The 26,938-nt window shown below is 64.8% G+C and carries 20 protein-coding genes and 1 tRNA gene; 12 read left to right on the top strand and 9 right to left on the bottom strand.

Annotated elements, in window-relative coordinates; translation table 11 throughout:
- Positions 1-88: 88 nt before the first annotated feature.
- Positions 89-1,717: a methyl-accepting chemotaxis protein gene (locus QOL82_RS08875; RefSeq protein WP_283441898.1), complete on the top strand. Its 1,629-nt coding sequence runs from the start codon at positions 89-91 to the stop codon at positions 1,715-1,717.
- An 80-nt stretch (positions 1,718-1,797) separates the two neighbouring features.
- On the opposite strand, the gene QOL82_RS08870 is transcribed toward QOL82_RS08875, so the two are convergent.
- The gene (locus tag QOL82_RS08870) at positions 1,798-2,775 is read right to left on the bottom strand and encodes a 2-dehydropantoate 2-reductase (RefSeq protein ID WP_283441897.1); all 978 of its coding nucleotides are present in this window, start codon (positions 2,773-2,775) and stop codon (positions 1,798-1,800) included.
- Between the two features lie 249 nt (positions 2,776-3,024).
- Between QOL82_RS08870 and QOL82_RS08865 the strand changes: the two genes are divergently transcribed.
- Positions 3,025-4,353, top strand: coding sequence for a right-handed parallel beta-helix repeat-containing protein (locus QOL82_RS08865; protein WP_283441896.1), 1,329 nt, complete (start codon positions 3,025-3,027; stop codon positions 4,351-4,353).
- Positions 4,354-4,393: 40 nt separating this feature from the next.
- Here QOL82_RS08865 and QOL82_RS08860 read toward each other — a convergent pair whose 3' ends face one another.
- Positions 4,394-4,630 (bottom strand): hypothetical protein, encoded by a 237-nt coding sequence (locus QOL82_RS08860; RefSeq protein WP_283441895.1) that lies wholly within the window; start codon positions 4,628-4,630, stop codon positions 4,394-4,396.
- A 352-nt stretch (positions 4,631-4,982) separates the two neighbouring features.
- Between QOL82_RS08860 and QOL82_RS08855 the strand changes: the two genes are divergently transcribed.
- The 3 genes from QOL82_RS08855 to QOL82_RS08845 all read left to right on the top strand — a co-directional run bounded on the left by QOL82_RS08855 (position 4,983) and on the right by QOL82_RS08845 (position 9,715).
- Complete coding sequence (locus QOL82_RS08855) at positions 4,983-7,460, top strand: ATP-binding protein (RefSeq protein WP_283441894.1); 2,478 nt, start codon at positions 4,983-4,985, stop codon at positions 7,458-7,460.
- A gap of 181 nt (positions 7,461-7,641) precedes the next feature.
- Positions 7,642-9,144: a PhoX family protein gene (locus QOL82_RS08850; protein ID WP_283441893.1), complete on the top strand. Its 1,503-nt coding sequence runs from the start codon at positions 7,642-7,644 to the stop codon at positions 9,142-9,144.
- Between the two features lie 421 nt (positions 9,145-9,565).
- Entirely contained in the window at positions 9,566-9,715 is a 150-nt protein-coding gene (locus QOL82_RS08845) for a hypothetical protein (protein ID WP_283441892.1), read from the top strand.
- Positions 9,716-9,959: 244 nt separating this feature from the next.
- Here the strand turns inward: QOL82_RS08845 and QOL82_RS08840 are convergent, their stop codons facing one another.
- Together QOL82_RS08840 and QOL82_RS08835 are read right to left on the bottom strand one after the other, a co-directional pair.
- Positions 9,960-10,253, bottom strand: coding sequence for a hypothetical protein (locus tag QOL82_RS08840; RefSeq protein WP_283441891.1), 294 nt, complete (start codon positions 10,251-10,253; stop codon positions 9,960-9,962).
- Positions 10,237-10,704, bottom strand: coding sequence for a type II toxin-antitoxin system HicB family antitoxin (locus QOL82_RS08835; protein WP_283441890.1), 468 nt, complete (start codon positions 10,702-10,704; stop codon positions 10,237-10,239). The genes QOL82_RS08840 and QOL82_RS08835 overlap by 17 nt, the downstream gene beginning before the upstream one ends.
- Before the next feature lie 537 nt (positions 10,705-11,241).
- Here QOL82_RS08835 and QOL82_RS08830 point away from each other — a divergent pair.
- Positions 11,242-11,496 (top strand): hypothetical protein, encoded by a 255-nt coding sequence (locus QOL82_RS08830; RefSeq protein WP_283441889.1) that lies wholly within the window; start codon positions 11,242-11,244, stop codon positions 11,494-11,496.
- A gap of 6 nt (positions 11,497-11,502) precedes the next feature.
- Here the strand turns inward: QOL82_RS08830 and QOL82_RS08825 are convergent.
- Together QOL82_RS08825 and glnE are read right to left on the bottom strand one after the other, a co-directional pair.
- Positions 11,503-11,589: transfer RNA gene (locus QOL82_RS08825), tRNA-Leu, on the bottom strand.
- 56 nt (positions 11,590-11,645) lie between these two features.
- Positions 11,646-14,366, bottom strand: coding sequence for a bifunctional [glutamate--ammonia ligase]-adenylyl-L-tyrosine phosphorylase/[glutamate--ammonia-ligase] adenylyltransferase (glnE, locus tag QOL82_RS08820; protein WP_488158807.1), 2,721 nt, complete (start codon positions 14,364-14,366; stop codon positions 11,646-11,648).
- A 166-nt stretch (positions 14,367-14,532) separates the two neighbouring features.
- On the opposite strand from glnE, the gene QOL82_RS08815 reads away from it, so the two are divergent.
- The 3 genes from QOL82_RS08815 (at position 14,533) to tldD (ending at position 21,156) form a co-directional block, all read left to right on the top strand.
- A complete protein-coding gene (locus QOL82_RS08815) occupies positions 14,533-18,795 on the top strand; it encodes a YhdP family protein (RefSeq protein ID WP_283441887.1) in 4,263 nt (1,420 codons plus the stop codon).
- Positions 18,792-19,589, top strand: coding sequence for a carbon-nitrogen hydrolase family protein (locus QOL82_RS08810; protein WP_283441886.1), 798 nt, complete (start codon positions 18,792-18,794; stop codon positions 19,587-19,589). Before QOL82_RS08815 ends, QOL82_RS08810 begins: the two co-directional genes overlap by 4 nt.
- A gap of 106 nt (positions 19,590-19,695) precedes the next feature.
- Positions 19,696-21,156, top strand: coding sequence for a metalloprotease TldD (gene tldD, locus QOL82_RS08805; protein ID WP_283441885.1), 1,461 nt, complete (start codon positions 19,696-19,698; stop codon positions 21,154-21,156).
- Between the two features lie 58 nt (positions 21,157-21,214).
- On the opposite strand, the gene QOL82_RS08800 is transcribed toward tldD, so the two are convergent.
- From QOL82_RS08800 to QOL82_RS08790, 3 genes are all read right to left on the bottom strand, one after another.
- Positions 21,215-22,249, bottom strand: coding sequence for a M48 family metallopeptidase (locus tag QOL82_RS08800; protein WP_283441884.1), 1,035 nt, complete (start codon positions 22,247-22,249; stop codon positions 21,215-21,217).
- 2 nt (positions 22,250-22,251) lie between these two features.
- Positions 22,252-23,310 (bottom strand): YjgN family protein, encoded by a 1,059-nt coding sequence (locus tag QOL82_RS08795; RefSeq protein WP_283441883.1) that lies wholly within the window; start codon positions 23,308-23,310, stop codon positions 22,252-22,254.
- Positions 23,311-23,428: 118 nt separating this feature from the next.
- The gene (locus tag QOL82_RS08790) at positions 23,429-24,463 is read right to left on the bottom strand and encodes an NADP-dependent oxidoreductase (protein WP_283441882.1); all 1,035 of its coding nucleotides are present in this window, start codon (positions 24,461-24,463) and stop codon (positions 23,429-23,431) included.
- Positions 24,464-24,756: 293 nt separating this feature from the next.
- Between QOL82_RS08790 and QOL82_RS08785 the strand changes: the two genes are divergently transcribed.
- From QOL82_RS08785 to QOL82_RS08775, 3 genes are all read left to right on the top strand, one after another.
- Positions 24,757-25,311, top strand: a complete 555-nt coding sequence (locus QOL82_RS08785) for a bactofilin family protein (protein ID WP_283441881.1) — start codon at positions 24,757-24,759, stop codon at positions 25,309-25,311.
- Positions 25,312-25,449: 138 nt separating this feature from the next.
- Positions 25,450-26,319, top strand: a complete 870-nt coding sequence (purU, locus tag QOL82_RS08780) for a formyltetrahydrofolate deformylase (RefSeq protein ID WP_283441880.1) — start codon at positions 25,450-25,452, stop codon at positions 26,317-26,319.
- 284 nt (positions 26,320-26,603) lie between these two features.
- Complete coding sequence (locus QOL82_RS08775) at positions 26,604-26,786, top strand: hypothetical protein (protein WP_283441879.1); 183 nt, start codon at positions 26,604-26,606, stop codon at positions 26,784-26,786.
- Positions 26,787-26,938 lie beyond the last annotated feature (152 nt).

Genomic DNA, 26,938 nt, shown 5'->3' with positions numbered 1-26,938 from the left:
GTAACTGTTGGTTGGCGCGGCTGCAGCGTTTTATCATGCGCCCCGGCAATTTCCGGCATTCCTAAAAATACCAATAAAAGGTTAGGTCATGAATGCATTCCGGCTGCCTGCTCCCACCATAGCCAACAAGCTTTTCGTCCTCACGGTCAATGCCCTCGTCGGCATACTCATCATCACCGGTTTCCTGCTCTACACCGAGCGCGGAGTGATCCTGCAGGAGCGCCAGAACGGCGTCCAGCAGGCGGTGGAAACGGTGTACGGCACGCTCGAGTACTACCAGGCCCGCGTGGCCGCCAATGAAATGCCGCTCAAGGAAGCGCAGCAGCGTGCGATGTCGGCTATCCGCGGCATGCGCTACGGCAATGGCGAATATTTCTGGATCAACGACATGAAGCCGACGATGCTGATGCATCCGTTCAAGCCGGAACTGGACAACACCAGCCTGGCGGAAAACAAGGACCCGGACGGCAAGCGCATCTTTGTCGAGATGGTCGACCTGGTCAAAAAGAACGGCGGCGGCTTCGAGTTCTACATGTGGCCCAAGCCGGGCAGCGACGCGCCGGTCGCCAAGGTGTCCTACGTCAAGGGCTATGCCCCGTGGGGCTGGGTGGTGGGCTCGGGCGTCTATATCGATTCGGTCGACACCGCGGTCTGGAGCCGGACCCGGATGGCCCTGCTCATTGCCGCCGTGCTGGGCGCCGCGCTGTTCGCCGTCGGCCTGCTGATAGCGCGCTCGGTCACGCGTCCGATCGGCCATGCGCTGAAGGTCGCGCAGCGGGTCGCGCAGGGCGACCTGACCAGCGACATCCGCCCGCGTTCCCGGGATGAAACCGGCCAGCTGATGCAGGCGCTGCGGGACATGAACGGCAACCTCGTCAACATCGTCGGCAGCGTGCACCGCAGCGCGGGCACCATCGCCACCGCGTCCAGCGAGATCGCGTCCGGCAACCTCGACCTTTCTTCCCGCACCGAGCAGCAGGCCGGTTCGCTCGAGGAAACCGCGTCCGCGATGGAAGAACTGACCGCCACCGTGCGCCAGAATGCAGACAACGCGCGCCAGGCCAACCAGCTGGCCGTCGCCGCTTCCACCGTGGCCGCGCATGGCGGCAACGTGATGGCGAAAGTGGTCGACACCATGGGCGCGATCGACCGCTCGTCGAAGAACATCCGGGACATCATCAGCGTCATCGACGGCATTGCGTTCCAGACCAACATCCTGGCGCTGAATGCCGCCGTGGAAGCGGCCCGCGCCGGCGAGCAGGGCAGGGGATTCGCCGTGGTGGCGACCGAGGTGCGCAGCCTGGCGCAGCGCAGCGCGGCGGCTGCCAGGGAAATCAAGGACCTGATCGCCGAGTCGGTCGGCAATGCCGAGGCCGGCAGCGAGCTGGTCGGCCAGGCCGGCGCCACGATACGCGACATCGTCGACAGCGTGCAGCGGGTGACCGACATCATGGCGGAGATCGCCGCGGCGAGCGACGAGCAGAGCGCCGGCATCCAGCAGGTCAACCAGGCCATCGGCCAGATGGACCAGGTGACCCAGCAGAATGCCGCATTGGTCGAGCAGGCCGCGGCGGCTGCCGGCGCGCTGCAGGAGCAGGCCGGGCAGCTGGCCGCCGAGGTCAGCATCTTCAGGCTGAAAGACCGGGACCAGCCGGCGGACCGTGCACAGACCGGTTGGTCGCGCGCGCCGGTGGCTTTGCCGGGCGTCGCGGGGTAGGCTGCACGGCGGGCGGCGCGGCTGCGCCGTACGGCCGTTCCCGCCTGCTGCAGGCCCTGATGCAGGCCCTGGTACAGCGCCTAGTACAGGCCGCGCACCTGTGCCTGCAGCCGGGCAAGGCCGAACAGCGCGTCGATATTCGGCGTCGGCACCGACACCTGCCGGCCTATCTCCATCACCGACGCAACCAGCGCATCCAGTTCCACCGGCCTGCCGGCCGTCACGTCCTGCAGCATCGACGTCCTGAACGCGCCCAGCTTGCGGGTGACCGCATGCCGCTGCTCCGGGTCCTGCGCGATCGGCAGGCCGATGCGCTCGCCGATCTGCGCCGCCTCGACCATGCAGCGCGACATGAAGCTGCGCACATGCTCGTCGTCCAGGATGCGGTCGCCGGTGGCCCCGGTCAGTGCCGAAATCGGGTTCATCGTCATGTTGCCCCACAGCTTGAACCAGATCTCCTGCTGGATGACTTCCGCTTCCTCCACGTCGAAGCCGGCTTCGCGCAACGCCACGGCGATTGCCGATGCGCGCGGCGACGCGGCGCCGCCCGTGGGTTCGCCGATGATCAGCCGATTGCCGGCGACCGAACGCACGGTCGCCGGCGCCGGCGACGCTGCCGACAGGTGGGTGACGCAGCCCACCACCCGCCCCGGAGGAATCGCACGCGACATGCGGCCGCCCGCATCCACCGACGGCATCGCAATCCGGCCCAGTTCGGGCGCGAGTCCGTGGAAGAACCACCACGGCACGCCGTTCATCGCCGACAGGACGGTCGTTCCCGGTCCCAGCAGGGCGGCGATGCTGTCGGCCGCGCCGGCCAGGCCGGTGGTCTTGACCGCGACGATGACCACGTCCTGCGGACCCAGCGCAGACGGATCGTCCGACGCGTCGATGCGAACCTGGCGGCTGCGCTCGCCTTCGAGCAGCGTCAGGCCGTCGCGGCGCACCGCTTCCAGCGTGGCGCCGCGCGCCAGTGCCGACACCTCGTGCCCGGCCGCGGCCAGCCTGGCGGCAAACAGGCCGCCGATGGCGCCCAATCCTACGATGCAGAATTTCATCTCTCTCCTTGTCGCTAAGCAGCCCGATAAGGCCGGCCCCGTCGGCCGGCGCGTCCCGGCGCTAGGATAAACCGAGTTGGCGGATACATGTGGCGCACGCCATGCGTCACGGACCTCGCGCTCCGCGGAGCGCCATGCGGACTAAGCCAGGGGCAATCGAATGGGGCAACATCGCCGGCACCCGCCTTTCGTTGCCAAATTTGCCACCCGATCCTGTAAATTACTGCTTGGCCCTCATTCGACCCGACGATGATGATTCCATCAAGCATCGATGTACGCATGCCTTACCGTGCGATGAACCATGACCCGCGCCGCCGGATGCGCATTGGCGGCCGGCCCTGCCGTTTATTGCTGGCCGCGCTGCTCGCGCTGGCTGCTGGCGCCGGGCTGGCGGGCGAGATCATCCAGGTCGGCGGCAAAAGCCAGGTGCGCACCATTGCCGAGGCAGCCGCGCTTGCCGGCAACGGCGACACGGTCGTCATCGCGCCCGGCGACTACTATGGCGACGTCGCGGTCTGGAAACAGGACCAGCTGACCATACGTGCCGGCGCCGGCGGCAGGGTCAGGCTGATCGCCGCCGGCTCGCATGTACAGGGCAAGGGCACCTGGGTCATCGGCGGCGGCCGGATCACCGTCGAGGACATCGACTTTCGCGGCGCCCGCACGCCCAGGCGCAATGGCGCCGCCATCGTCCTCGAAAGCGGGCACCTGGTCGTGCGCCGCTGTTCATTCAGGGACAATGAAAACGGCCTGCTGGCCACCGATGGCGATGGCGTGCTGGAGATCGAAAACAGCGAGTTCGGCGAGAATGGCGACGGCAGCGGCAGCACCCATCAGCTGAACGTGGGCAGCATTCGCAGCCTGAAGGTCACCGGCAGCTATGTCCACCAGGCGAGGAAGGGCAGCCTGCTCAGGAGCCGGGCCGCGGAAAACCATATTTTCTACAACCGACTGACCGATGAAGTCGGCGGCGAGAGCAGTCTCGAACTTGATTTTCCGAATGGCGGCCTGGCTTATCTGGTCGGCAACATCATCGAACAGTCCGCGACCACCGGGAATCCCGCCATTATTTCCTTCGGCGCCGAGGGCTATGCGTCGCCGGCCAGTGCACTTTATCTCGCCAGCAATACGATCATCGATGACCGCCCGACTAATGGCGTGATGCTGCGGGTTCAGCCTGGCGTACAGCAGGTCCAGGCGATCAACAACCTGGTGGTCGGAAGCGCGAAGCTGGAGGGTGGCGAGATCAAGGACTGGCGCGACAAGGTTAAGGATCTTGCCAGGGCCGTGTATTCACAGGACAGGTCGGCGCCTCGGCCGGGGCCCGCGATCAAGGGCAGTTTCGTCAACAACATCAATGTGGACTGGACCGTGCTTGCGCTGCCGATGCGTTATGACTACCGGCTGCTGTCGGGATCGGACATCGAAGCAAAGTTCGTCGCGCCCGACGATGTCAATGGCGTCAGTCTGACGCCGAAATTCGAATACGTGCATCCGGCAGCGACGCGGCCGCTGGCGGCGAAGCCGGGCGTGCAGGGCGCGCTGCAGACCATGGCCGCGGCCAGGCGGGCCAATTGAACCGCACCGGGATATATCGAGGAATGCGGGTAGCGAAGGGTTAGTTGAACCAATGAGTCGATTGCCGCGCGTCCTGGCTTTCGATCGAGAGCTGCAGCGCCGGGCTGCCCGTCCGTTTCGATGCGCCGGTATTGAAGCGCCACACCACTTCCCAGGTATCGCTGTCGATGACCTCGTTGAAGTCGCACAGGCGCATGCCGGCAAATGCCTGCGCCCGCTTGAGTTCGTCGAACGTGCCGGTGACGTTCGCAGGGTCATGGCTCTGTTCACCATGCATGTATTGACGAAGTAGATAGCGGCGCATTGGAATGACAATGTCTGGTTCGTGATGCAGCAGTCATTGCAATAACAGTGCCAGCGCGCAATTATTGATATAAACCAATTAGTTGCGTTTAATCTATCCATGGCGACGGCGATGGTTGTAAGGATTTCCGACACGCAGGGCGATCAGCGGAAGATGGAAAGTTACCATTCGTTATCGACTGCGCCGGTTGCCCGGCGCCGCGCGGCGCGTCCCCCGGCCGCTGCGACAGGCAAGGGCAGGAGCCGGCCGCCCGAAACGGCATGATCGTACGTCCGGCGCAAAGTCGCACGCCTGAACTGTCACCGCACCGTGCGAAAATGACGCAATGGAATATTCGTCAAATTATTCGTTGTTCGCCGGGGAGGGCGAGGTTCGCTCGCTGCTTCGTCGCCACGACTGGTCGACGTTTCCCGGCGGCGAGCCGGAACGATGGCCTGCTGCGGTCACCGGCATTCTCCGGATGCTGCTCAATTCGAACGCCCCGATGTGTTTTCTATGGCGGCCCGAATTAACCTATTTCTACAATGACGCCTATGTGCAGTTAATCGGCGCCAAGCATCCGGGCGCGCTGGTGCGCCCGTTCTGGGAAAGCTGGGAGGAAACCCGGGAAAGCTTCGCGCCTATCCTCGAACGCGCGCTGGGCGGTGAATTCTGTTCGATGGAAAACATGGCGTTTTCCATCTTGCGCAATGGCGCATTGGAAAAGGTCTATTTCACCTATTCGCTGTTGCCGGTGTTCGATGCGTCCGGCAGCGTCATCGGCGTGCTCAATTCCGGCGTGGAAACCACCGGCCACGTGATGTTCAACCGGCGGCAGGAATTCCAGCTGCGCCTGGCCGACCGGATAAGGCCGCTGACCGATCCGGACGAAGTAATCGCATCCGCCTGTGAAATGCTGGGCCGGTATCTGGGCGTGACGCGGGTTGTGTATGGCGAAGTCGCCGGGCACGGGGAAACCATCAGCATGAAACGCGACTGGTCCGACGGCGAGCTGCCATCGATGTCCGGCGCGATATTGCGCCTGGACGATTTCGGCCCCGTGCTGGCCGGGGCGATACGCGCCGGCGCCTGGCTTGCCGTGCCGGATGTCACGAGCGACGCCCGGTCGGCGGCTTATGCGTCGGTCTATGCGGCCAACGGCGTGCGGTCCTTCATGGGCATACCGCTGATGAAGTCCGGCGCGCTGCGGGCCATCGTCAACATCCACGATGCGAATTGCCACGACTGGACAGCGGATGAAATCGCCGTGGCCCAGGACATGGTCGATCGAACCTGGTCCGCCGCCGAGCATGCCCGGTCGCAAACCGAACTGCGGGCCGAGCGGGACCAGAGCAAGTACATCTTCGACAGCATGGCGGAAGGCTTTGCCGTGCTCGACAGCGACTGGACCGTGCTGCGGGTCAATGGCGAAGGGCTGCGGATCACGCAGCGCACGGCGCCGGAGGTCCTCGAGAAGAACCACTGGGACATCTGGCCCGAGCTCAAGGGCACAGGCCTCGAGGCGGTCTACCGCCAGGTCAAGGAAACACGGAAGGCGGAAATCGTCGAGATGCCTTATGCCTTCCCCGACGGCAAGCAGGGGTGGATCGAAGTGCGGGCACATCCGGCGCTCGACGATTGCCTGGCCTTCTTCTTTCGCGACATCACCGAGCGCAAGGCTTACCAGGAGAGGTTGAAGGACGCCGATCGCCGCAAGGACGAGTTTCTGGCGATGCTCGCGCATGAGCTGCGCAATCCCCTTGCGCCGATCGGGGCGGCCGCGACGCTGCTGCAGAGGGTGAAGCTCGATGACGAGCATGTGCGCCGGACGAGCCAGGTCATCGACCGGCAGGTGCGCCACATGACCAGCCTGATCGACGACCTGCTCGACGTTTCCCGCGTGACCCGCGGCCTGGTCGAACTCGACAATGCGTCGCTGGACATGCGCGATGTCGTGAGCGACGCAGTCGAACAGGTGATGCCGCTCATCCAGTCGCGGCGCCAGGTCCTGGATCTGCATCTGGCGGAGCATGCCATCACCGTCACCGGCGACAGGAAACGGCTGGTGCAGGTGATCGTCAACATCCTCAACAATGCCGCGAAATACACGCCTGAAGATGGCACGATCTCGCTCGCGGCCGACGTGCGCGATGCGCAGGTGCTTGTCGACATCAGCGATAACGGCATCGGCATGGCGCCGGAACTCGTCTCGCGCGCGTTCGACCTGTTTTCCCAGGCCGAACGCACCTCCGACCGGGCGCAGGGCGGGCTCGGGCTTGGGCTGGCGCTGGTCAAGCACCTGGTTGAACTGCACCATGGCAGCGTCGAGTGCGAAAGCCGCGGCGTCGGCAAGGGAAGCCGGTTCACGATCCGCCTGCCGCGCGAGCTGGTGGCAAGGCAGGAGCGCGAACCGCAAGCGTCCGACGACCTGCAGGCCGTATCGCAGCGCGTGAAGGTATTGCTGGTCGATGACAATGCGGACGCAGCCGCGATGCTGGCGATGCTGCTGGAAGCGGCAGGGCATGAAGTCATTGTCGAACATGGCTCGCTTGCCGCGCTGGAACGGGCCAGCAAGGAAGCGCCGCAAGTGTGCTTGCTCGATATCGGCCTGCCGGACATCGATGGAAATGCGCTGGCGCGAAGACTGCGCGCCGCGCCTGAAACCGCGGACGCGATGCTGATCGCGGTGACGGGCTATGGCCAGGAAAAAGACCGCGAAGACAGCATGGCCGCGGGATTCGACCATTATTTCGTGAAGCCGATCGACACGAAGGAACTGGTTTCGCTGCTGTCCGGCGCGGTTGGCCGGTCGCGGGCATCGTGACAGGACAGGGAGCGCATGACTGGCGGAGCGGGGCGCTGCGTGTGTCATCACGCGGTTCCTGGCCCGGGACGCAATTGCGCCATCGATCAGGAAGCGCTCCGGCGCAGCGTCCCTGGCGAAATCATCCCGGCGGGCCGTCACGGAATGTTGGCACGCAACGTTTTCAACAGATGAAAAAACAATGAACGACAAGAATTTCTCACGTACCCGCCGCGGCCTTCTCATGGGCCTCGCAGGCGCCAATGCCGCGCCTTTCCTCGGCGTGCTTGCCGCGCTGCAGTCCGGCCCGGCCCGCGCGGGCGCTGCCAGCGCGCTCGTCAACAGCCCCTATGGCCCGATCGCGCCGGCAAGGGATCTCGCCACCGGGCTGCCGCTGCTGCAACTGCCGGCTGGCTTCAGCTACAAGAGCTTCGGCTGGCGCGACGACATCATGGCCGATGGCAGGCCATGTCCGGGCAACCATGACGGCATGGGCGTCGTCCTGTCTCGCAAGGCGGGCGGCGCAACTGAACTGGTCCTGGTGCGCAACCACGAATGCCTATTCGGCGCGGCCGCATCCTTCATCCACGCGCCGGCCGTCTACGACCGCGGCGCCAAAAATGCCACCTCTGCCAGCGTCGCCAGTGGCGGCACGACCAACCTGGTCTACCGCGACGGCAACTGGGTCAGCGTCACGCCCAGCCTGGGCGGCACCACTGGCAACTGCGCCGGCGGCGTGACGCCCTGGGGAACCTGGCTAAGCTGCGAGGAAATCGGCTCGGACACTGCCAGCACCGAGGGCAAGCGGCACGGCTACGTCTTCGAGGTGCTGCCCGACCCGGGCAAAACCACCGGCCGGCCCATCGTCGGCATGGGCCGGTTCGGGCATGAAGCGGTTGCAGTCGATCCGGCGAGCGGCATCGTCTACATGACCGAGGACAGTGCTGCCCGCTCAGGCTTCTACCGTTATGTGCCGACCGTGAAAACCGGCGCGCCGGGCTCGCTGGCGCAGGGCGGCCAACTGCAGATGGCCAGGGTGCGCGGCACGCCCAACGCCAATCTTGCGGCTGCTTCGATCAACTCGGTCTATCCGCTGGAATGGGTCGACATCGCCGACCCGGACCAGAACCGCGGCGATGCCACCGGCCCCACGGGCATCGCCATCAAGTCGGCGTCCGGACCCTTCGTCCAGGGGTGGGCGCAGGGCGCGCTGCGCATGAACCGCGGCGAAGGCATCTGGCATCACGCCGGGAAGATTTATGTGATGGACACCAGCGGCGGCGCCGAAGCGAATGGCACCATCTTCGAACTGGATCTCGCGCGGCATAGCCTCAAGTGCATCTTTTGCAGCCCAAGTCCGCTGGTCGGCAGCATGGGCGACAACCTGACTGTCAGTCCGCGCGGCGGCCTGCTGATGTGCGAGGACGGCGGCAAGGAACTGACTCTCGACCCGTACGGCGTCGGCCAGCGGCTGATGGGCATCACCGCATCGGGCGATGCCTACATCTTTGCAAAGAACAATGTCAACCTGGCCGCCGACCAGCTTGCCACTGCGGGCAAACCCACGAGCGCCGCCGGCGACCACCGGACCGCCGAACTCGCCGGCGCATGCTTCGACCCGAGCGGCCGCACCCTGTTCGCCAATATCTATACGCCCGGCATCACGGTGGCCATTACCGGACCGTGGGCGAAAGGCCCGTTGTAGTGCAAGGCTTCGTCCGGCACATCCCTATTGCTCAGGAAGTTTTCCGGAGCCTGGGTCAGGGTGGGCAGCAGACGGGACCGGTTAGCTCGCATTACCTTGGGAGGTCGACCGGCCTGGCATTTGGACAGGCGCTTCAGCCCGTGCCCGGTTTCGGGTTGTCGCCGGCATGGTTGAAAACGCCAGGACATGTCTTATACAAATCCCCGTTCACAAGGTGCGTTGAAAATCCGTAGGGTGTAATGCGCACAAGCGCATTGCACCACCGTCCAATCAACCACCATCGCCTGTCCGCAACGAACGGTGTAATGCGCTTTGCTTATTACATCCTACGAGCCGGGTCGAGCAGGTGTTTCGTTCGAGTTCGGCATTGCCCGCACCAGCGCCAGGAAGGACGACACGATAACAATCTGACGAGGTCCTGATGCCATGGGCCTGCGCCCCGTCCAACTGCATCCTCCTCGCGTTCGTCCTGCTGTTCCGCCGGCGCGCCGCGGACGACCGGCGCCGGAAAAAGGGCGTGCCGTCGATGCGGAGGAATGACGAGTATCTGGTGGTGCGGAAAAGCGACTAAGGCCATTTCGGCATGTGATGCACGGACGCATGGGCAACGACGGCAAGATCCGGGTCGTCTCGTATAAACTGGTGTCGCCGCGGACGAGGGCGCTGGCGCCGCTGTTTGTCGGGAAAATCGTGTGGGGGGATGTGCGGAAGAAGCCGTCCGGGGAGTAAGTCTAATACTCTCGCGCTTGGGCCAATGAGCTTTAAAAAGTAGATGAAATGGGGAATTGAAAAAGCCCGCGCGCGGTGGGCTTGCTTTACGTCGGATCTTTTTTTCGGCTTTTTTTCACGGGATTGCAAACAGCTGCATCAACGGTATGCGGCCCCGGATTTTCAGTTTTTGCGAGGCCAATTCCGTTTATACCGATCATTGCCCCTGGCACTACTTGCTCACCCTGGGGGCCGACGGCGCCAACGGCAATCTGGAAATGAAAGGAAACGTCATACAGCCCTTCATGGATAGAGTGATGCTTGATAAGCACCTCGGCCAGCTGAGACAAAGACAAATTTAATTGAAGTGGCGCGGGCATCGAATCAGTGAGCTGCTGCATTGAGCTGCCCCCAAGCTGTCGGCCGCTCCATTGTCACGATGACATCCTCAAAAACCTGCGGTGCCGCAATCGTTACTTCGTGTTTGTGCAAATGCGCGACTTTAGCCAGTCCGTCATGATCAACAGCAACCTGGAGCGCTTGCGCGACAACTTCGTTTAAATTAACTCCTCGCCTTTGAGCGCATACCGCAGCCTTCCGATGCAATTCTGCGCCTACCCGGACATTGAACGTGCCGCTATATGGCTTGTTCGCTGGCTTTCCAGTCTTTTTGCAATATTCCAAGTAACGGTCGACTGCAGCTATGAAAGCTTTTCTCAACTCGCCTGCTGTATTACCCTCATAGGTAATGAGATCTTCGATGAATAAAACTTTTCCATGAAGACAATCATCCTCAAAGCTGATCTCATAGGACCCAGTAAACCCTTTGTGGGCTAGATTTAATTTACTCATGGCGTTCCCTCGCTTGCACTCTGAACTGCTTTAATGGCCGACTTTGCGTTTTCGATCTGGTAACGTTTCGAAATGCCAGATGGATGCGTTTTTGACATTGAAAATCGAAAGCCGCTCTCATGTTCAAAAATGTAATGTGATCCACCATCGCAGTTTTCTAAAAACCTTCTCGTCGCATCACTGTTATCAAGTCATCCCATCCAAAATCTTTAGGCGGCGGGACTCTGTACAGTCTGGCAAAAAGCTTATCTTTTTTGAACACGGGATTATCTGTTGGAGTTCAGTGTAGTGCAACTAGATTCCAGTTGCACAGTTTAGTATCTACGGTTACATACGTTGCATCAATGACAATGACAGTTGCTTTATGCACCAATGTGCGATCATCAGCAAGATGAGGTTTTGCACTTAAATTTTGTTTTACCTGCTGGTCAAACCAACAATCTGCTCCGCCTTGATCAGCAGTGTCATTGCCTCCGGCCCCGGCCCCGGCCCCGGCGCCGTCCGCCGGATGTAGTCGCTCAGTTCGGAAATTACCTGATGCAGCGCTTGGACTTCCTCATCCGTGATGCGGGTTTCGGCGATATCTACCGGTTCAAGGCCGGAGCCCGAATCCACGGTCGAGAAAGGGGGGCGGGCGGCCCGTCGCTGTCGTCGAGGGCTTCGAAGCAAGCTTGGATTAAGGCGGGGGAGGGCGCGCATATCAACCTTTCACCATGCCATTTTGCGGAACTGAACCAAATTGCAAAACTGAGCCCAAAAATGAAAAAAGGACTTAATCGCTTAAGCCCTTGAATTCATTGGTGCCGAGAGCCGGAATCGAACCGGCACGCTGTCTCCAGCGCGGGATTTTGAGTCCCGTGCGTCTACCTATTCCGCCATCTCGGCAACGCAGGCCGGATTATCCCTTATCCGAAGCATTCCGGCAACTTGGCTTCCCGGCGTCAGTCGGGGCTGGCAAAGACCTGGGCGTACAGCGCCTCGACGCTGGCGCGTTCGGCGGCGATGCGCTCGACGGCGACGCGGGCGCGTTCCTCGCCGCGCAGCCGGATCTGGTGCTGCAGCCGGCGGAACAGCCGGTAGGCGTTGGCGGACTGTTCGGCCAGCGCGGCGTCGATCAGGCCCAGCCGGCCGCAGAGTTTCAGCAGCGCGATGTTGCCGATGTCGCCGGTCAGTTCCGGGTGCCGGGCCGCGTGGCGCAGCACCAGGAACTGCACCATGAACTCGATATCGATCATGCCGCCTTCATCATGCTTGAGGTCGAACATCGGCGAGCGGTTTGGGTGGGCCTCGTGCATCTTCCTGCGCATGTTCAGGATGTCGGCGCGCAGCTTGTCCGGGTCGCGCGGCAGGCAGAGCACCTGCTCGCGCAGGCTCTCGAAGCGCTGGCCGATCGTTTCGTCGCCGGCGCAGAAGCGGGCGCGGGTCAGCGCCTGGTGTTCCCAGACCCAGGCCGATGTCAGCTGGTATTTTTCGAACGAGGCGATGGACGAGCAGATCAGTCCGCTCGCGCCGTCCGGCCGCAGCGCAATATCGACGTCGAACAGGATGCCGGCGGGCGTGTGGCTGGTCATCCAGGTGATGAAGCGCTGCGCCAGCCGCGCATAGTTGCCGGGCGCCTCCGGGTCGTCGTCGTCGTAGAGGAAGACCACGTCGAGGTCGGACGCGTAGCCGAGTTCCTTGCCGCCCAGCTTGCCGTAGGCGATGACGGCAAAGCGCGGCACCTCGCAGTGCCGGGTGCGCACCGTCTGCCAGGCGGCGCGGACAGTCGCGCCGACCAGCACATCGGCCAGGCTGGACAGGTGGTCGGCCAGGCGCTCGACCGTCAGGTCGCCTTCCAGGTCCTGCGCCAGCAGCCGCAGCAGCTGCGCATGATGCAATTCGCGCAGCAGGTCCATCTGGCGTTCGGTGTCGCCCGCGGCGGCATCGAGCTGGCGCTGGCATTCGGCGGCGAAGGCGGTCCAGTCAGGCGGTGAACGCAGGGTCTGGTCGTCGAGCAATTCATCGAGCAGCAGGGGATGCCGGGTCAGGTAGCCGGCGGCCCAGGCGCTGACCGCCATCATCTTGATCACCCGCTCCAGCGCCTGCGGATATTCGGTCAGCAGCGCCAGGTAGGATGCGCGGCGGGCGATCGTGTCGAAAAAGTCGAGCAGCCGGCCCAGCGTCGCCGACTTGTCCTCGGCGATGCCGGCAATGACGGGGAGGGCGCGATTGACCAGCGACACCATCAGGTTGCGGCTGTTCTCCGTCATCGCCTGCATGCGCGGCGAGTTCCAGACATCGGTCAGGCGGCGCGCGGCGACCACGGGATTCTCATACTGCAGCGCACTGAGGTGAGCGGTGATCGCATCTTCGGTATCGCCGTCCGTCAAGGCGGCCGACAGTTCCGGGCTGGACATCGTGTTCTGCTCGTCCGCCGGGGCCACGGTCTTGTCGCTGAATATCGCATCGAACTGCGCGGCGACGATAGAGCGATGCTGCTGCAATTCCGCCATCAGGCTGGGCACGTCGGCGTGACCTGCCATTTGTGCGATCACCAGCCTGTCTTCGTCATTTGCCGGCAGCGTATGGGTCTGCGCGTCGTCCAGGTACTGCAGCCGGTGTTCGAGATTGCGCAGGAACGCATATGCCTGCTGTAGCTGCGCGACTTCCTCGTCGCCCAGCAGCCGCTTCTGCGCCAGGATGTCCAGCGTCCGGCGGGTCGAGCGGTCGCGCAATTCGGGTTCGCGGCCGCCGCGGATGAGCTGGAAGACCTGGGCCAGGAACTCGATCTCGCGGATGCCGCCGCGGCCCAGCTTCACGTTGTCGCTGCGCTCCGGGTGGCGGGCTTCCTGCCGCCGCACTTCGGCGCGGATCTGCGCATGCATGTTGCGCATGGCGTCGATCGAACCGAAATCCAGGTATCGCCGGTAGACGAAGGGCTGGACGATGCGGTCCAGCACGGCAATGTCATCCGGGTCGCCGGTCAGCGCACGCGCCTTGACCCAGGCGTACCGTTCCCATTCGCGTCCCTGCACCATCAGGTATTGCTCGACCATGTTGAAGCTGGCCGCGAGCGGGCCGGACGCGCCGTTCGGGCGCAGCGCCATGTCGACCCGGAAGGTGAAGCCGTCTTCCGCGATCTCGGACAGGTCGGCAATGAGCTTCTTGCCCAGCCGGATGAAGAATTCATGGTTGGACAACTGCCGCTGGCCCGGCTGGTCGGGCTGCGTGTCGCCGTCTTCCGGGTAGACGAAGATCAGGTCGATGTCGGACGACACGTTGAGCTCGTCGCCGCCCAGCTTGCCCATGCCGAGCACGATCAGCTGCTGCGGCCTGCCGGATTCCGCGCCGGTCGGCGTGCCGTGGAGCGCACACATGTCCCGGCTGAGCGCGTCGAGATGGGTGCGCACCGCGAAATCGGCGAAGCGGGACATGGTTTCCACCACTTCGGCCAGGTCGGCCCGGCCGCCGAGGTCGCGTTCGATCAGCGTGGCGATTACCAGGTTGCGTACGCGCCGCATCGCACGCGGCAGCGGCATGCCCGCCTCGGTCTGCTCGTCGAGCAGGCGGGCGATATCGTCCGGCATGAGCGGCGCGCCCGCGGTCTGTTGCAGCATTGCGGTGCGGCCGGGGTCGGCCTGCAGCCAGCGGCGGAGGAAACGCGAGGCGGTCTGGTCAGTCAAGTTGATGCTTCCTGGCAAAGAATGGCGGGGAAAAATGGCTGGAAAACAAGGCGGGTATTTTAGGCCGATTTGCGGTTTCCGGCGGCGAATCACAGTCATCCATGCGAACATGCGGTTTTTGCATCCCGCATCCGAGTTCCCTTTCCTTTCCCCGTTCCCTGTCCCGATGTCCAGTCAACCACCCCTCTTCAAGCGCTTGGGCAGTCTTGCCGACTACGGCTGGCGCCGCGCCAGGGTGTGGTATCGGATGGCGGACCGCTTGTCGCATCACCTGCTGGGCGCCTTGCTGACCGGCCTGGTGGTCTTGTATTTCATTTTCTGCACGACGGTGATCGGACTGCGCTACCTGGTATTGCCGAATATCGATAGATACAAGGCGAATGTCGAGCAGATGGCCAGCAAGACGCTGGCGCGGACCGTCACCATCGGCACGATCCATGCGTCCTGGCAGGGCTTGAATCCCCGCCTGGTGCTGGGCAATGTCGTGGTTCACAACCGCGGCGGGGAAGCGGCGCTGAGCTTGCCGCAGGTGGCTGCCACGCTGTCATGGAAGTCGCTGTTGGTAGCCGATCTCCGGTTGGACTCGCTGCAGATAGACCGCCCCGACCTCGAAGTGGAACGCAGCGCCGACGGCAAGCTGTATGTCGGCGGCGTATTGGTCGAGCAGACGCCGAATGACGACGGAAAAGGCCTGAACTGGCTGCTGTCGCAGCGGCAGATCGTGGTGCGCAATGGCTGGGTCCGCTGGCGCGATGCGCAGCGCGGCGCGCCCGAACTGAAGCTGGAAAAAGTGGACCTGCTGCTGCTGAACCAGTGGCGGCATCACCGTTTTGCGCTGAAGGCGACGCCGCCGGCCGCGCTGGGCGCGCCGCTCGACATCCGCGCGGACTTCAGCCATCCGTCGTTTGCAAGCCGCATCGCCGATGTCAGGCGCTGGACCGGCACGGTGTACGCGGATTGGCGCGACACCGACCTCGCCCGCTGGCGGCCCTATTTCGACTACCCGGTGGAAGTGCGCGCCGGCACCGGCGCGGTTCGCGCCTGGCTGGATTTCGACCAGGCCCGGGTGGCCAGCTTCACCGCCGACCTGTCGCTGGACGGCCTCTGGACCCGGCTCGCGCCCGACCTGGAGCCGCTGGCCCTGAAGCAGGCGAATGGCCGGATATCGGCAAGCGAAGTGCTGGACGCCAATCCGGATGGCATGCCGACGCTGGGCGCGCTGGGCCATACCGTCGGCCTGAGCGACTTTTCGATGGAAACCGAGGACGGGCTGAAGCTGCCGTCGACCACCATCAGCGAAACCTTCGTCGCGGCGACGGCCAGGGCACCGCAGCGTACCGAGGTGCAGGCCAGCCTGCTCGACCTGCAGACCATCGCCAGCTTCGTCGGCCGGCTGCCGCTGGACGCGACCCGGCGGCACCTGCTGGCGGAAATCGCGCCGCGCGGCGTGCTGAGCAACTTCGCGGCGAGCTGGCAGGGCGAGTATCCGCACGTGGTCGCATACCGGGTCAAGGGCAATTTCAGCGGGCTGTCGCTTGCGCCGCGGCCGGCCCGGCCAGCGCGCGCCGCCGCCGGCGGGCAGGCCGCGCAGGAAGCGGTCGCGGCCATGCCCGGCTTCGCCAACCTCAGCGGCAGTATCGACGCCGGCGAACAGGGCGGCAGCATCCGGCTGGCGTCCCGGGACGCGGTGCTGCAGCTGCCCGGCTATCTCGCCGACCCGTCGCTGCCGTTCAGCCAGCTCGACCTGCAGGCGAAATGGGCGCTGCACCGGGAGGGCCAGGAGGAGGGCCAGCTGCAGGTGGATATCGACAGCCTGCGCTTCAGGCAGGCGGCAATGACGGCGTCGGTCTCGGGCAAATACCAGGCGGTGCTGTCTGCCGGCGGCCTGAAGTCGCCCGGCGTCGCCGACCTGAGCGCGAAGATCAGCGAATTCGACGTCGGCCAGACCGGCCGCCTGCTGCCGCTGCAGACGCCGGCCAAGCTGCGCGAATGGCTGGGCGGCGCGCTGGTCGCCGGCCGCGCGCACGATGTCAGCGTCGTGCTCAAGGGCGAGCTGGCGCATTTTCCCTTCCATGGCAGCCAGCGCCAGCACGGCCAGTTCGCCGTCAGCGGCAAGCTCGACAACGGCAGCCTGAATTACACGCCCGGCCATCTCGCCGCCGACAACGTCAAGCCGATGTGGCCGCTGCTGGAGAAGATACGCGGCAATTTCAGTTTCGAACGCGCGCGGATGGAAATCCATGCGGACAGCGCGCAGACCAGCAATGTCATGCTCAGCAACGTGGATGCGGTGATCGCCGACCTGCTCGACCATGACCATGTGCTCGACATCCACGGCAGCGGCGCCGGCGCGCTGCAGGACTACCTGCAATATACGAAGGACAGCCCGATCGGCGAATGGATAGGCCACTTCACCGAACACAGCGTGGGCACCGGCAACGCGAAGATGGCATTGAAGCTGCAGCTGCCGCTGGCGCGCCTGCTGGAGACGAAAGTGCAGGGCGCGCTGCAGTTCGCCGGCAATGACGTGACGCTGGAGCCGACGATCCCGCCGCTGCTGCAGACCAGCGGCGAGCTGAAATTCCACGAGAAGGGATTCGCGCTGAACAATATCCGCTCGACCTTCCTCGGCGGCCCGGCCACCGTGACCGGCGGCGGCCAGCGCGACGCCGACATCGCGATCCGGGCCGAGGGCGCGTTCACCGCCGAAGGATTGCGCAAGAATTACCCGACGCCCGCGATGCAGGGGCTGCTGGGCCGCATCAGCGGCGGCAGCCGCTACACCGCGCAGATCAATGTCAGGAACAAGCGGCCCGATATCGTCGTCGAGTCCGCGCTGCAGGGCGTGGCGCTGGACTTCCCGGCGCCGTTACGCAAGGCCGCCGGCGACGCGATGCCGCTGCGCTTCGAAATGGCGGGCATGCCTTCCGCCCAGCCGGGCGAACTGCGCGACGAACTGCGCCTGGCCCTGGGCCGCGCGATCGAGGCGCGCTACAGCCGCCGCAAGGCCGACGACCGCCACGCCGAATGGCAAGTGGTCCGGGGCGGCATTGGCGTCGACGCCCCGGCGCCGCAGCCGGAAAGCGGGCTGATGCTCAACCTCGCGGTCGACCGGCTCGATGCCGACGCCTGGCGCGGCCTCGTGGCGTCGATGGCCGCCAGCAAGCCGGCCGCGCCCGGCGCAGCCGCCGCCGAAGCATCCGAAGCAACCGCGACCGCCGCGACCGCCGCAACTGCCGCAACTACCGCCCCGGAAGGCGACAAGGGCATGCGCCAGTACGTGGACCCCGACACGCTGGCCCTGAGCGCGACCGAACTGGTCATCATGGGCAAGAAGCTGGACAACGTGGTGGTCGGCGTGTCGCACGAGGGCAATGTCTGGCAGGCCAACGTGCAGTCGGCGCAGGCGTCCGGCCACGTGGCCTGGAACGAGTCGCGCTCCGGGCGCGGCCTGGGCAAGGTGACGGCGCGCCTGGCCTCGCTGACCATACCCGAGTCGGCGACGACCGGCATGTCCGACCTGATGGAGGAAAAGAGCGCGACCACGCAGATCCCGGCGCTGGACATCATCGCCGAGCAGTTCGAACTGAGCGGCAAGAAGCTGGGCCGCCTCGAACTGGCGGCCAACAACGTGCGCACCGACACCTGGCGCGAATGGCGGATCGGCAAGCTCTCGATCACCAATCCCGACGGCGCGCTGAAGGCGACCGGCAAATGGACGCTGCGCGACGGCGCGAACCTGTCCGGCCTCGACTACACGCTCGACGTGGCCGACGCCGGCCGGCTGCTGGAGCGCTTCGGCTTCCAGCACGTGCTGCGCGGCGGGCGCGGCAGCATGAAGGGCACGCTGGCCTGGAACGGCCTGCCGTTCTCGCTGGATCTCGCCAGCCTGTCCGGCCAGGTCCAGCTCGACCTGGCGGCCGGCCAGTTCCTCAAGGTCGACCCGGGCGCGGCCAAGCTGCTGGGCGTGCTGAGCCTGCAGTCGCTGCCGCGGCGGCTGACGCTGGACTTCCGCGACGTGTTTTCCGAGGGCTTCGCATTCGACGGCATCGTCGCCAGCGCCGGCATCACCCATGGCATCATGACCACCGACAGCTTCAAGATGCGCAGCGTGTCGGCCGCGGTGCTGCTGGACGGCTCGGTCGACATCGTCAAGGAAACCCAGAACCTGAACGTGGTGGTGCTGCCCGAGATCAACGTGGGCGCGGCGTCGGTGGCCTACGGGCTGCTGGTCAACCCGGTCATCGGCCTGGGCACCTTCCTCGCCCAGCTGGTGCTGCGGGACCCGCTGACCGAGGCATTCACGATGGAATACCAGATTGCCGGGTCGTGGAAGGACCCGGAGATCGCCAAGGTGGACCGGCGCAACCGCAAGGCCAGCCCGGTCGCCAGCAACCCTACCGCCAGCCAGGAGAGACAAGCGCGATGAACCGGATAGCCGCCGTACAGATGATTTCCACGCCCGTCGTTGCCGACAATATCGCCACGGCCCGCCGGCTGGCGACCGAGGCCGCGCGCGACGGCGCCAGCCTGGTGCTGCTGCCGGAATACTGGCCCATCCTCGGCATGCACGAAAAGGACAAGCTGGCCGTTGCCGAGCAGCCGGGCGGCGGCCCGATCCAGGATGCGATGGCGTCCCTCGCGCGGGAACTCGGCATCTGGCTGATCGGCGGCACGCTGCCGCTGGCCGCGCCGGCGCCCGGCAAGGTGCTCAACACGCTGCTGGCCTACGGTCCCGACGGCAGCGCCGCCGCACGCTACGACAAGATCCACCTGTTCGGCTTCACGCGCGGCGAGGAAAGCTACGACGAGTCGCGCACCATCGCCGCCGGCGGCGACGTGCGGACGCTGGAGACGCCGTTCGGCCAGGTCGGCCTGTCGGTCTGCTACGACCTGCGCTTCCCGGAACTGTACCGGGCCATGGGAAGCTGCAGCCTGATCGTGGTGCCCTCGGCCTTCACCTACACCACCGGCCAGGCGCACTGGGACATCCTGCTGCGCGCACGCGCGATCGAAAACCAGTGCTATGTGCTGGCCGCCGCGCAGGGCGGGGTGCATCCCAACGGCCGCCGCACCTGGGGCCACAGCATGCTGGTCGACCCCTGGGGCGAGGTGATGGCCGTGCTGCCGGAAGGCGAGGGCGTGGTCGGCGGCGACCTCGATCCGGCAAAGATCGAGACCGTGCGCGGCAACCTGCCGGCGCTGCGGCACCGGGTGATGTGATTCTCTGGCGTGAATCGCCGATGTGATTTGCGCCTGAAGACAAGAAGCGTGGCAATCGGTTAATCTGTTTTGCCTATCCGAGCCAACCAGCGACCGCACCGACACCATGAAACCATTCGAACCCAATATCCAGACCCTGTCGCTCGCCCGCGACGTGCTGCTGACGCCTTTCGGCCTGGACGAGTCCAAACTGATCAAGGTGCTGGGCACGATGTTCACCCACAAGGTCGACTATGCCGACCTGTATTTCCAGTTCACCAAGAGCGAGGGCTGGAGCCTGGAGGAAGGCATCGTCAAGACCGGCAGCTTTTCGATCGACCAGGGCGTCGGCGTCCGCGCGATTTCCGGCGACCGGACCGCCTTCTCGTATTCCGATGAAATCTCCGAAGCGGCGCTGCTGGAAGCCGCGGCGGCCACCCGCACCATCGGCCGCCAGGGCGCCGGCCGGGTCAAGGTGGCGGCCGGCGTGACCGCGTCGGGCGGCCGTTCGCTGTACCTGCCGCACGATCCGCTGAGTTCGCTGGACGCGACCGAAAAGGTCAGGCTGCTCGAACGCATCGAGCGCATCGCCCGCGCCAAGGACCCGCGAGTGGTGCAGGTCATGGCCGGCCTCGCCGGCGAATACGACGTGGTGCTGGTGGTGCGCAGCGACGGCGTGCTGGCTGCCGACATCCGGCCGCTCGTGCGCCTGTCCCTGACGGTCATCGCCGAGCAGAACGGCCGCCGCGAGATGGGTTCGTCCGGCGGCGGCGGCCGTTACAGCTATGCGTATTTCACCGACGAGCTGCTGGAAACCTATGCGTCCGACGCGGTGGCGTCGGCGCTGGTCAACCTCGAGGCGCGTCCCGCGCCGGCCGGCCCGATGACCGTGGTGCTTGGCCCGGGCTGGCCCGGCATCCTGCTGCATGAAGCCATCGGCCACGGCCTCGAAGGCGACTTCAACCGCAAGGGCTCCAGCGCGTTTTCCGGCCGCCTCGGCGACCGCGTCGCCGCCAGGGGCGTGACGGTGGTCGACGACGGCACGCTGGCCGACCGCCGCGGCTCCCTCAACATCGACGACGAAGGCAACCCGACCCAGTGCACGACGCTGATCGAGGATGGCATCCTGAAAGGCTATATCCAGGACACCATGAATGCCCGCCTGATGAAGATGCCGGTCACCGGCAACGCCCGCCGCGAATCCTTCGCCCACCTGCCGATGCCGCGGATGACCAACACCTACATGCTGGGCGGCGACCGCGACCCGCAGGAAATCATCGCGTCGGTGAAGAACGGCCTGTACGCGGTCAACTTCGGCGGCGGCCAGGTCGACATCACCAACGGCAAGTTCGTGTTCTCGGCCAGCGAGGCCTACATGATCGAGGATGGCAAGATCAGCTACCCGGTCAAGGGCGCGACGCTGATCGGCAACGGCCCGGACGTGCTGAACCGCGTGTCCATGATAGGCAACGACATGCGGCTCGATTCCGGCGTCGGCGTATGCGGCAAGGAAGGGCAGAGCGTGCCGGTGGGCGTCGGTCAGCCGACCCTGCGCATCGACGGGGTGACGGTGGGCGGCACCGCCTGAGCCTGGCCCGGCACCGCGCCGGGCGGCCGGGCCAGCCACCGGCCAATTCCAACTTGCATCAGGGCCGCCGGTTACGCAGCCTGGCCACCCGTTCCGCGGTGTCCGGGTGGCTCGACAGGTAGGCGGCCGTATGCCCGCCGTCGCCCGCCAGCCGTTCCAGCGCCTCCGCCAGCCGCTCCGGGTCCAGCCCGGCGGCCGCCATTGCGCCCGCGGCGAAGTCGTCGGCCTCGATCTCGGCGTCGCGCGAATACTTGAGGTCCAGCAGCAGCGCGGGCACCGTCGCCAGCATCGCGGACGCATCCCCGAACAGCGCCGTGGCGGCCGCGCCGGTCGCCGCGCCATGGACCACGCGGCGCATCAGGTGGCGTCGCTGCAGGTGGCCGAGTTCATGCGCGAGCACGCCGGTCAGCGCGTCGCCGTCGTCCTGCAGCAGGCGCGCCAGTTCGTCGGTCAGCACGACCTGGCCGGACGGCAGCGCCAGCGCATTGGGGCCGATCCGGCTTTTCCGGAACAGCAGCCGGTAGGGCGGCGCGCCGTCCGCGCCTGCCGTCAGCCGCATCGACTGCGTCAACTGCGCGAATTGCGCGGCGATGCGCGCCTGCGCGGCCTGGCCCAGCGTGCTCGCGGCGAAATAGGTCCGGTCCATTTCCTCCAGCACGCGCTTGCCCAGCGCCTGCTCCACGCCGGCCGGCACCGCGGCGGCCACCGCGTCCGCCAGCAGCGGCAATGCGAAGCGCCAGAGCAGCAGCAGGGCGACGGCCATGCCCGCGGCGGCCAGCAGCGTGGCGCGCCAGCTTTGCTGCATCCGCGCCACCAGCGTGCCGCGATGGCCGGTGCTGGCCAGCAGGCTGGCGAAGGCGGCCTTGTCATCGATCTCCAGGAAGGCGCCGTCCGGAAAGGTGACGATGCGGGCGCCATGCCGGCTCGCTTCCGAAACCCGCAGGTCGGCCAGCGGGCACCGGCGTTCGGCTTCGCCGGTGACGCGGGCGACGCCATCCTCGACAGCCAGCATGACCCGGTGGCGGCGCGAGGTAAGGCCGTCGAAATAGACTGCCGCCAGTGGCGCTGCCGTCGGCGCTAGCGTCGCGGGCATGTTCAGAGCGCCAGGTCGAGGTCGAGCAGGTCTGCCACGCCTTCGCCCAGCGCGCCGGCCTGGGCCTGGGCATCGGCCACGAAGTCGTCCAGGCTGCCGTCGGCCAGCAGCGCCATGGCTTCGATCCGGTATTTCAGCATCCTTATCTTTGCGAACGGGGTGAAGAGGCCGGCCGTGCAGACGATGGCCACCAGGTTGGTCAGCGCGATGAACAGCACCCGGCCTGGGGACACCCGGCTCTCGAAGCGGTGCGGCCCGATGCTGGTGTGGTTCCAGACCAGGTTCTGCATCATGGCCGAGAAAAGCGGAACGATCAGGAAGAACCACGCATACAGCGCCGCGATGAATCCCAGCAGGCTGACATGGGCGCCCGGCGCCACGGAACGCCTGGTCACCATCGACAGCGTGCCGCTGAACAGCAGCGCCAGCACGGCGACGCCCGCCAGCATCACCAGCAGGGTCTTCAGGTAAGTGAGATAGAAGCCGCCGACGCCGGCATGGAAATCGAAGCGCACGGCGCCGTAGCGGCTTTGCGTATGCTGGTAGCGCTTGATGCGCTGGTGCGCGAACGGCGCCAGCAGGAAGGCGCTGAAAAAAGCCAGCACCGGCCACAGCAGATAGGCAAGGTAGGCGCCCGCCAGGCTGCCCGCAAAGCCGAAGCGCAGGCCGCGATAGCTGGAATTGACCAGCCGGAACTGCAGGCTTTTCCAGATCAGCCAGGGCATGCCGATCAAGGCTAGCGCGAACAGGGCGGCCGCCAGCGCGCTGGTCGATTCGGTCGCCAGCTGGTAGGCCACCAGCAGCGCCAGCCCGACGGCCCGGCCCTTGAGGATCGCGGTCGGCTTGCCGTGGTAATCGAAACTGGCGCCGGAAAGCCGGGTGTTCGCGTAGAAATAGCGGGTGCGCCTGACCTTGGCCCACGCCGAGTAGATGCCCAGCGTAATGATGGACAGGAAGGTGTTGGTGATCCAGATGCGGAAGTATTCGCTGCCGCTGCCTGTAAACCGGAGCGGCTCGACGATGACGGATTGCACCGCAGGGAGGTGGCCGGGGTTGGTCATTGGTTTTCCTGGGAATCGGGCGAGAGCAGCAGATTGCCTGCTCCCAGGAAATTGTCAATCGTTTGCGCCGACCTTTACGCGGGTCGGCGTCAAAAACCGTACGGTAGCCGGACTCGCGTCAGGAATTCTCGTCGGCAACTTTCAGGATCAGCTTACCGAAATTGCGACCTTCAAACAGCATCAGCAGCGTCTGCGGGAAGTTTTCCAGGCCGTCGACGATGTCCTCGCGGGTCTTGAAATTGCCTTCCTTCATCCACTGCGCCATCTGCGCCGCGCCTTCGTGATAACGGTCGGCCCAGTCGAACACCACGATGCCTTCCATCCGCGCCCGGTTGACCAGCAGCGACAGGTAATTGGCCGGGCCCTTGACCGGCGTGGTGTTGTTGTACTGCGAGATCGCGCCGCAGATGACGATGCGGGCCTTGCGGTTGATGCGGGTCAGCACGGCGTCGAGGATGTCGCCGCCGACGTTGTCGAAATAGACATCGACGCCCTTGGGGCAGTGCTGCTTGAGGCCGTCCTTGACCGAGCCGGTCTTGTAGTCGATGCAGGCGTCGAAGCCGAGCTCGTTGACCACGAAGTCGCATTTTTCGCGGCCGCCGGCAATGCCGACCACGCGGCAGCCGCGCTGCTTGGCGACCTGGCCCACGGTCTGGCCGACCGCACCGGCCGCGCCCGACACCACCACCGTCTCGCCGGCCTTGGGCTGGCCGACTTCCAGCAGGCCGAAGTAGGCGGTCATGCCGGGCATGCCCAGCGCATTCAGGTACTTCGGCAGCGGCGCGGCCTTCGGGTCGACCTTGTAGAAGGCGGCGGTCTTGTCATCCGCCGCGCCGATCCAGTATTCCTGCACGCCGGTGCCGCCCGAGACAAAGTCGCCGACCGCGAATTTGGGCGACTTCGACGCCACCACCCGGCCAATGCCGCCGGCCCGCATCACCTCGCCGATGCCGACCGGCGGGATGTAGGATTTGCCTTCGTTCATCCAGCCGCGCATCGCCGGGTCCAGCGACAGGTAAAGCACCTTGACCAGGATTTCACCGTCCGCCAGTTCGCGTACCGGCTCGGAAGTGCGCTGCCAGTCGCTGTCCTTGGGCAGGCCTACGGGACGGGCGGCAAGGCGGAACTGCTGGTTGGCGAGAGTGGTTGTCATAAAGGTCTCCTTGAGTATGGGTGAGGCACTATAGCGTAGATTGAAACGGTCGTGCTTTTTTGAGTTTTTCTAAGAGTACAGGAACTTTCCGTCCGATCACCAGACCAAGCCGGGAGCCTGCTCATGCGCAGGCTCAATAGTGTTACCCTGATGATCCAGCGTTCAAGATGCCCCTTACCGGTGGCGAACGACTGATCCCACGATAGTTTAAGCGCGCTCCCGATGTGTCCCGACGTGTCCCGATGTGTCCTTGACGTGTCCTTAACCAGCCCTTGTTATTTCCAGGAGATCCCATGCTTCGTTCCGAAACCCTTTTTGGCAAGCGCGAACCGAATTCCCCCACCCCGAACTCGCCTTTGAACAGCACGGCCACCCAGGCCGGTTCCGCGCCCGGCTCGGTCAAGCCAGCCGGCTCCCCGGTCGGCATGGCCCCGGGCAGCGCGAATGCAGCGCCCCAGCCGGCAGCCCAGGCGCCGGTCGCCAATGAAGGCGGCAGCAAGCTGATCGTCGGCCCGAAGATCAAGCTGACCGGCGGCCAGATCACCGACTGCGACACGCTGGTCGTCGAAGGCACCGTGGAAGCCACGATGGAAGCCCGCGAGATCCAGATTGCTGAAAACGGTTCCTTCAGCGGTTCCGCCGAAATCGACGTCGCGCATGTCCGCGGCACGTTCGACGGCAACCTGACTGCCCGCCAGAAGCTGGTCATCTACTCGACCGGCAAGGTCATCGGCACGGTCCGCTACGGCAAGATCGTCATCGAAGAAGGCGGCGAACTGGCCGGCGACACCCAGGTCGGCGCGGAAAACTCCCGCTCCAGCCTGTCGGTCGCCAAGGCAGCCGTCTAAGCCAGACAGCACGACGTTCCAGAAACGCCGGCGTCCCGAAGGGGTCGCCGGCGTTTTTGTGCCTGCCGTTTATATTCGGAAACCGTGGCGCATGCGACAATGGCGGCCTTCCCGTACCACGAGCTATCCGAACAAGACATGACGCATCCGGAATACATCCTGACCCTTTCCTGCCTCGACCAGCGCGGCATCGTGCATCGCGTGTCCGGCTTCCTGGCCGACCACGGCTGCAACATCATCGACTCCGCCCAGTTCGGCGACGCCCAGTCGAAGCTGTTTTTCATGCGCGTCCATTTCTCGCTCGAGGATGCCGGCGTCAGCGACGAGCAGCTGCGCGGCGACTTCGCGGCGCTGGGCGACACGATGCAGATGAACTGGCAGCTGCACGACGCGCACAAGAAGCCGCGCATGCTGATCATGGTCTCGAAGATCGGCCACTGCCTGAACGACCTTCTATTCCGCTACAAGAGCGGCCTGCTCCCGGTCGAGATCCCGGCGATCGTCTCCAATCACACCGATTTCTACCAGCTCTCCGCCAGCTACAACATCCCGTTCCACCATCTGCCGCTCGCACCCGGCGCATCGGCCGCCGCGAAGCGCACGCAGGAAGACAAGGTGCTGGAGATCGTGCGGGATTGCGATATCGACCTGGTCGTGCTGGCCCGTTACATGCAGATCCTGTCGCCGGAGATGTGCGCCGCCCTGAAAGGCAAGGCGATCAATATCCACCATTCCTTCCTGCCCAGCTTCAAGGGCGCCAAGCCCTATTACCAGGCTCACGACCGCGGCGTGAAGCTGATCGGGGCGACTGCCCATTTCGTCACCAGCGACCTGGATGAAGGACCGATCATCGAGCAGGACGTAGAGCGGGTTGATCATTCGATGGGGCCGGATACGTTGACGGCTATCGGTCGCGATGTCGAGTGTGTGGTGCTGGCGCGGGCGGTGAAGTGGTTTGTCGAGCAGCGCATTCTGCAGAATGGGCATAAGACGGTGGTGTTTCGGTAAGTTGGTGGGGGCGTGGGCGGTTATGCACTCGCGGAGGCAGCCGTTGATGAAGCGGTTTTGTGGAGTGACGGTTGCTCCGGGCAGCGACCGTTGCAGTTGTCGTTGTTGTTCCGCGTAGCGACCGTTGCTGTTGCAGTTAGCTCCGCGCAGCGACCGTTGCCGTTGTAGTTGCCGTTCCGCGTAGCGACAGTTGCCGTTGCATTTGAAGTGGCTGTTGCATTTGAAGTGGCTGTTGCCTTTGAAGCGGCTGTTGCCGTTGTAGTTGCCGTTCCGCGTAGCGACAGTTGCTGTTGCTGTTGCTGTTGCTGTTGCTGTTGCTGTTGCTGTTGCTGTTGCTGTTGCTGTTGCTGTTGCTGTTGCTGTTGCCGTTGCTGTTGCTGTTGCTGTTGCTGTTGCTGTTGCCGTTGCAGTTGCAGTTGCAGTTGCAGTTGCCGTTGCCTGTGAAGTGGCTGTTGCCGTTGCAGTGAATCCCCGTTAGATGGCGACGCGTCGCCAGCGCCTGAAACGGATAAAGAAGCGTCCGTTGTCTGAGCGAAGCGAGTTTCGGACGCTTCCCGTTTCAGGTGCTGGCGGCGCGTGCAGTCCGCGCAGCGGACCGCCATCGTAGGGGTCGCCTTTT

It is taken from the genome of Noviherbaspirillum suwonense, assembly GCF_900182955.1.
Lineage (GTDB): Bacteria > Pseudomonadota > Gammaproteobacteria > Burkholderiales > Burkholderiaceae_D > Noviherbaspirillum_A > Noviherbaspirillum_A suwonense.
This window is presented reverse-complemented; position numbering and strand designations above follow the sequence as displayed.

What these genes read in the sequence shown, in the direction of transcription:
- QOL82_RS08795 (WP_283441883.1), bottom strand. Translation starts at nt 23,310, where the DNA reads ATGACCAACCCCGGCCACCTCCCTGCGGTGCAATCCGTCATCGTCGAG.
- QOL82_RS08845 (WP_283441892.1), top strand. Translation starts at nt 9,566, where the DNA reads ATGCCATGGGCCTGCGCCCCGTCCAACTGCATCCTCCTCGCGTTCGTC.
- QOL82_RS08875 (WP_283441898.1), top strand. Translation starts at nt 89, where the DNA reads ATGAATGCATTCCGGCTGCCTGCTCCCACCATAGCCAACAAGCTTTTC.
- QOL82_RS08850 (WP_283441893.1), top strand. Translation starts at nt 7,642, where the DNA reads ATGAACGACAAGAATTTCTCACGTACCCGCCGCGGCCTTCTCATGGGC.
- QOL82_RS08830 (WP_283441889.1), top strand. Translation starts at nt 11,242, where the DNA reads ATGCAGCGCTTGGACTTCCTCATCCGTGATGCGGGTTTCGGCGATATC.
- QOL82_RS08835 (WP_283441890.1), bottom strand. Translation starts at nt 10,704, where the DNA reads ATGAGTAAATTAAATCTAGCCCACAAAGGGTTTACTGGGTCCTATGAG.
- QOL82_RS08785 (WP_283441881.1), top strand. Translation starts at nt 24,757, where the DNA reads ATGCTTCGTTCCGAAACCCTTTTTGGCAAGCGCGAACCGAATTCCCCC.
- QOL82_RS08810 (WP_283441886.1), top strand. Translation starts at nt 18,792, where the DNA reads ATGAACCGGATAGCCGCCGTACAGATGATTTCCACGCCCGTCGTTGCC.
- QOL82_RS08815 (WP_283441887.1), top strand. Translation starts at nt 14,533, where the DNA reads ATGTCCAGTCAACCACCCCTCTTCAAGCGCTTGGGCAGTCTTGCCGAC.
- tldD (WP_283441885.1), top strand. Translation starts at nt 19,696, where the DNA reads ATGAAACCATTCGAACCCAATATCCAGACCCTGTCGCTCGCCCGCGAC.
- QOL82_RS08865 (WP_283441896.1), top strand. Translation starts at nt 3,025, where the DNA reads ATGATGATTCCATCAAGCATCGATGTACGCATGCCTTACCGTGCGATG.
- QOL82_RS08790 (WP_283441882.1), bottom strand. Translation starts at nt 24,463, where the DNA reads ATGACAACCACTCTCGCCAACCAGCAGTTCCGCCTTGCCGCCCGTCCC.
- QOL82_RS08840 (WP_283441891.1), bottom strand. Translation starts at nt 10,253, where the DNA reads ATGCAGCAGCTCACTGATTCGATGCCCGCGCCACTTCAATTAAATTTG.
- QOL82_RS08870 (WP_283441897.1), bottom strand. Translation starts at nt 2,775, where the DNA reads ATGAAATTCTGCATCGTAGGATTGGGCGCCATCGGCGGCCTGTTTGCC.
- purU (WP_283441880.1), top strand. Translation starts at nt 25,450, where the DNA reads ATGACGCATCCGGAATACATCCTGACCCTTTCCTGCCTCGACCAGCGC.
- QOL82_RS08860 (WP_283441895.1), bottom strand. Translation starts at nt 4,630, where the DNA reads ATGCATGGTGAACAGAGCCATGACCCTGCGAACGTCACCGGCACGTTC.
- QOL82_RS08800 (WP_283441884.1), bottom strand. Translation starts at nt 22,249, where the DNA reads ATGCCCGCGACGCTAGCGCCGACGGCAGCGCCACTGGCGGCAGTCTAT.
- QOL82_RS08855 (WP_283441894.1), top strand. Translation starts at nt 4,983, where the DNA reads ATGGAATATTCGTCAAATTATTCGTTGTTCGCCGGGGAGGGCGAGGTT.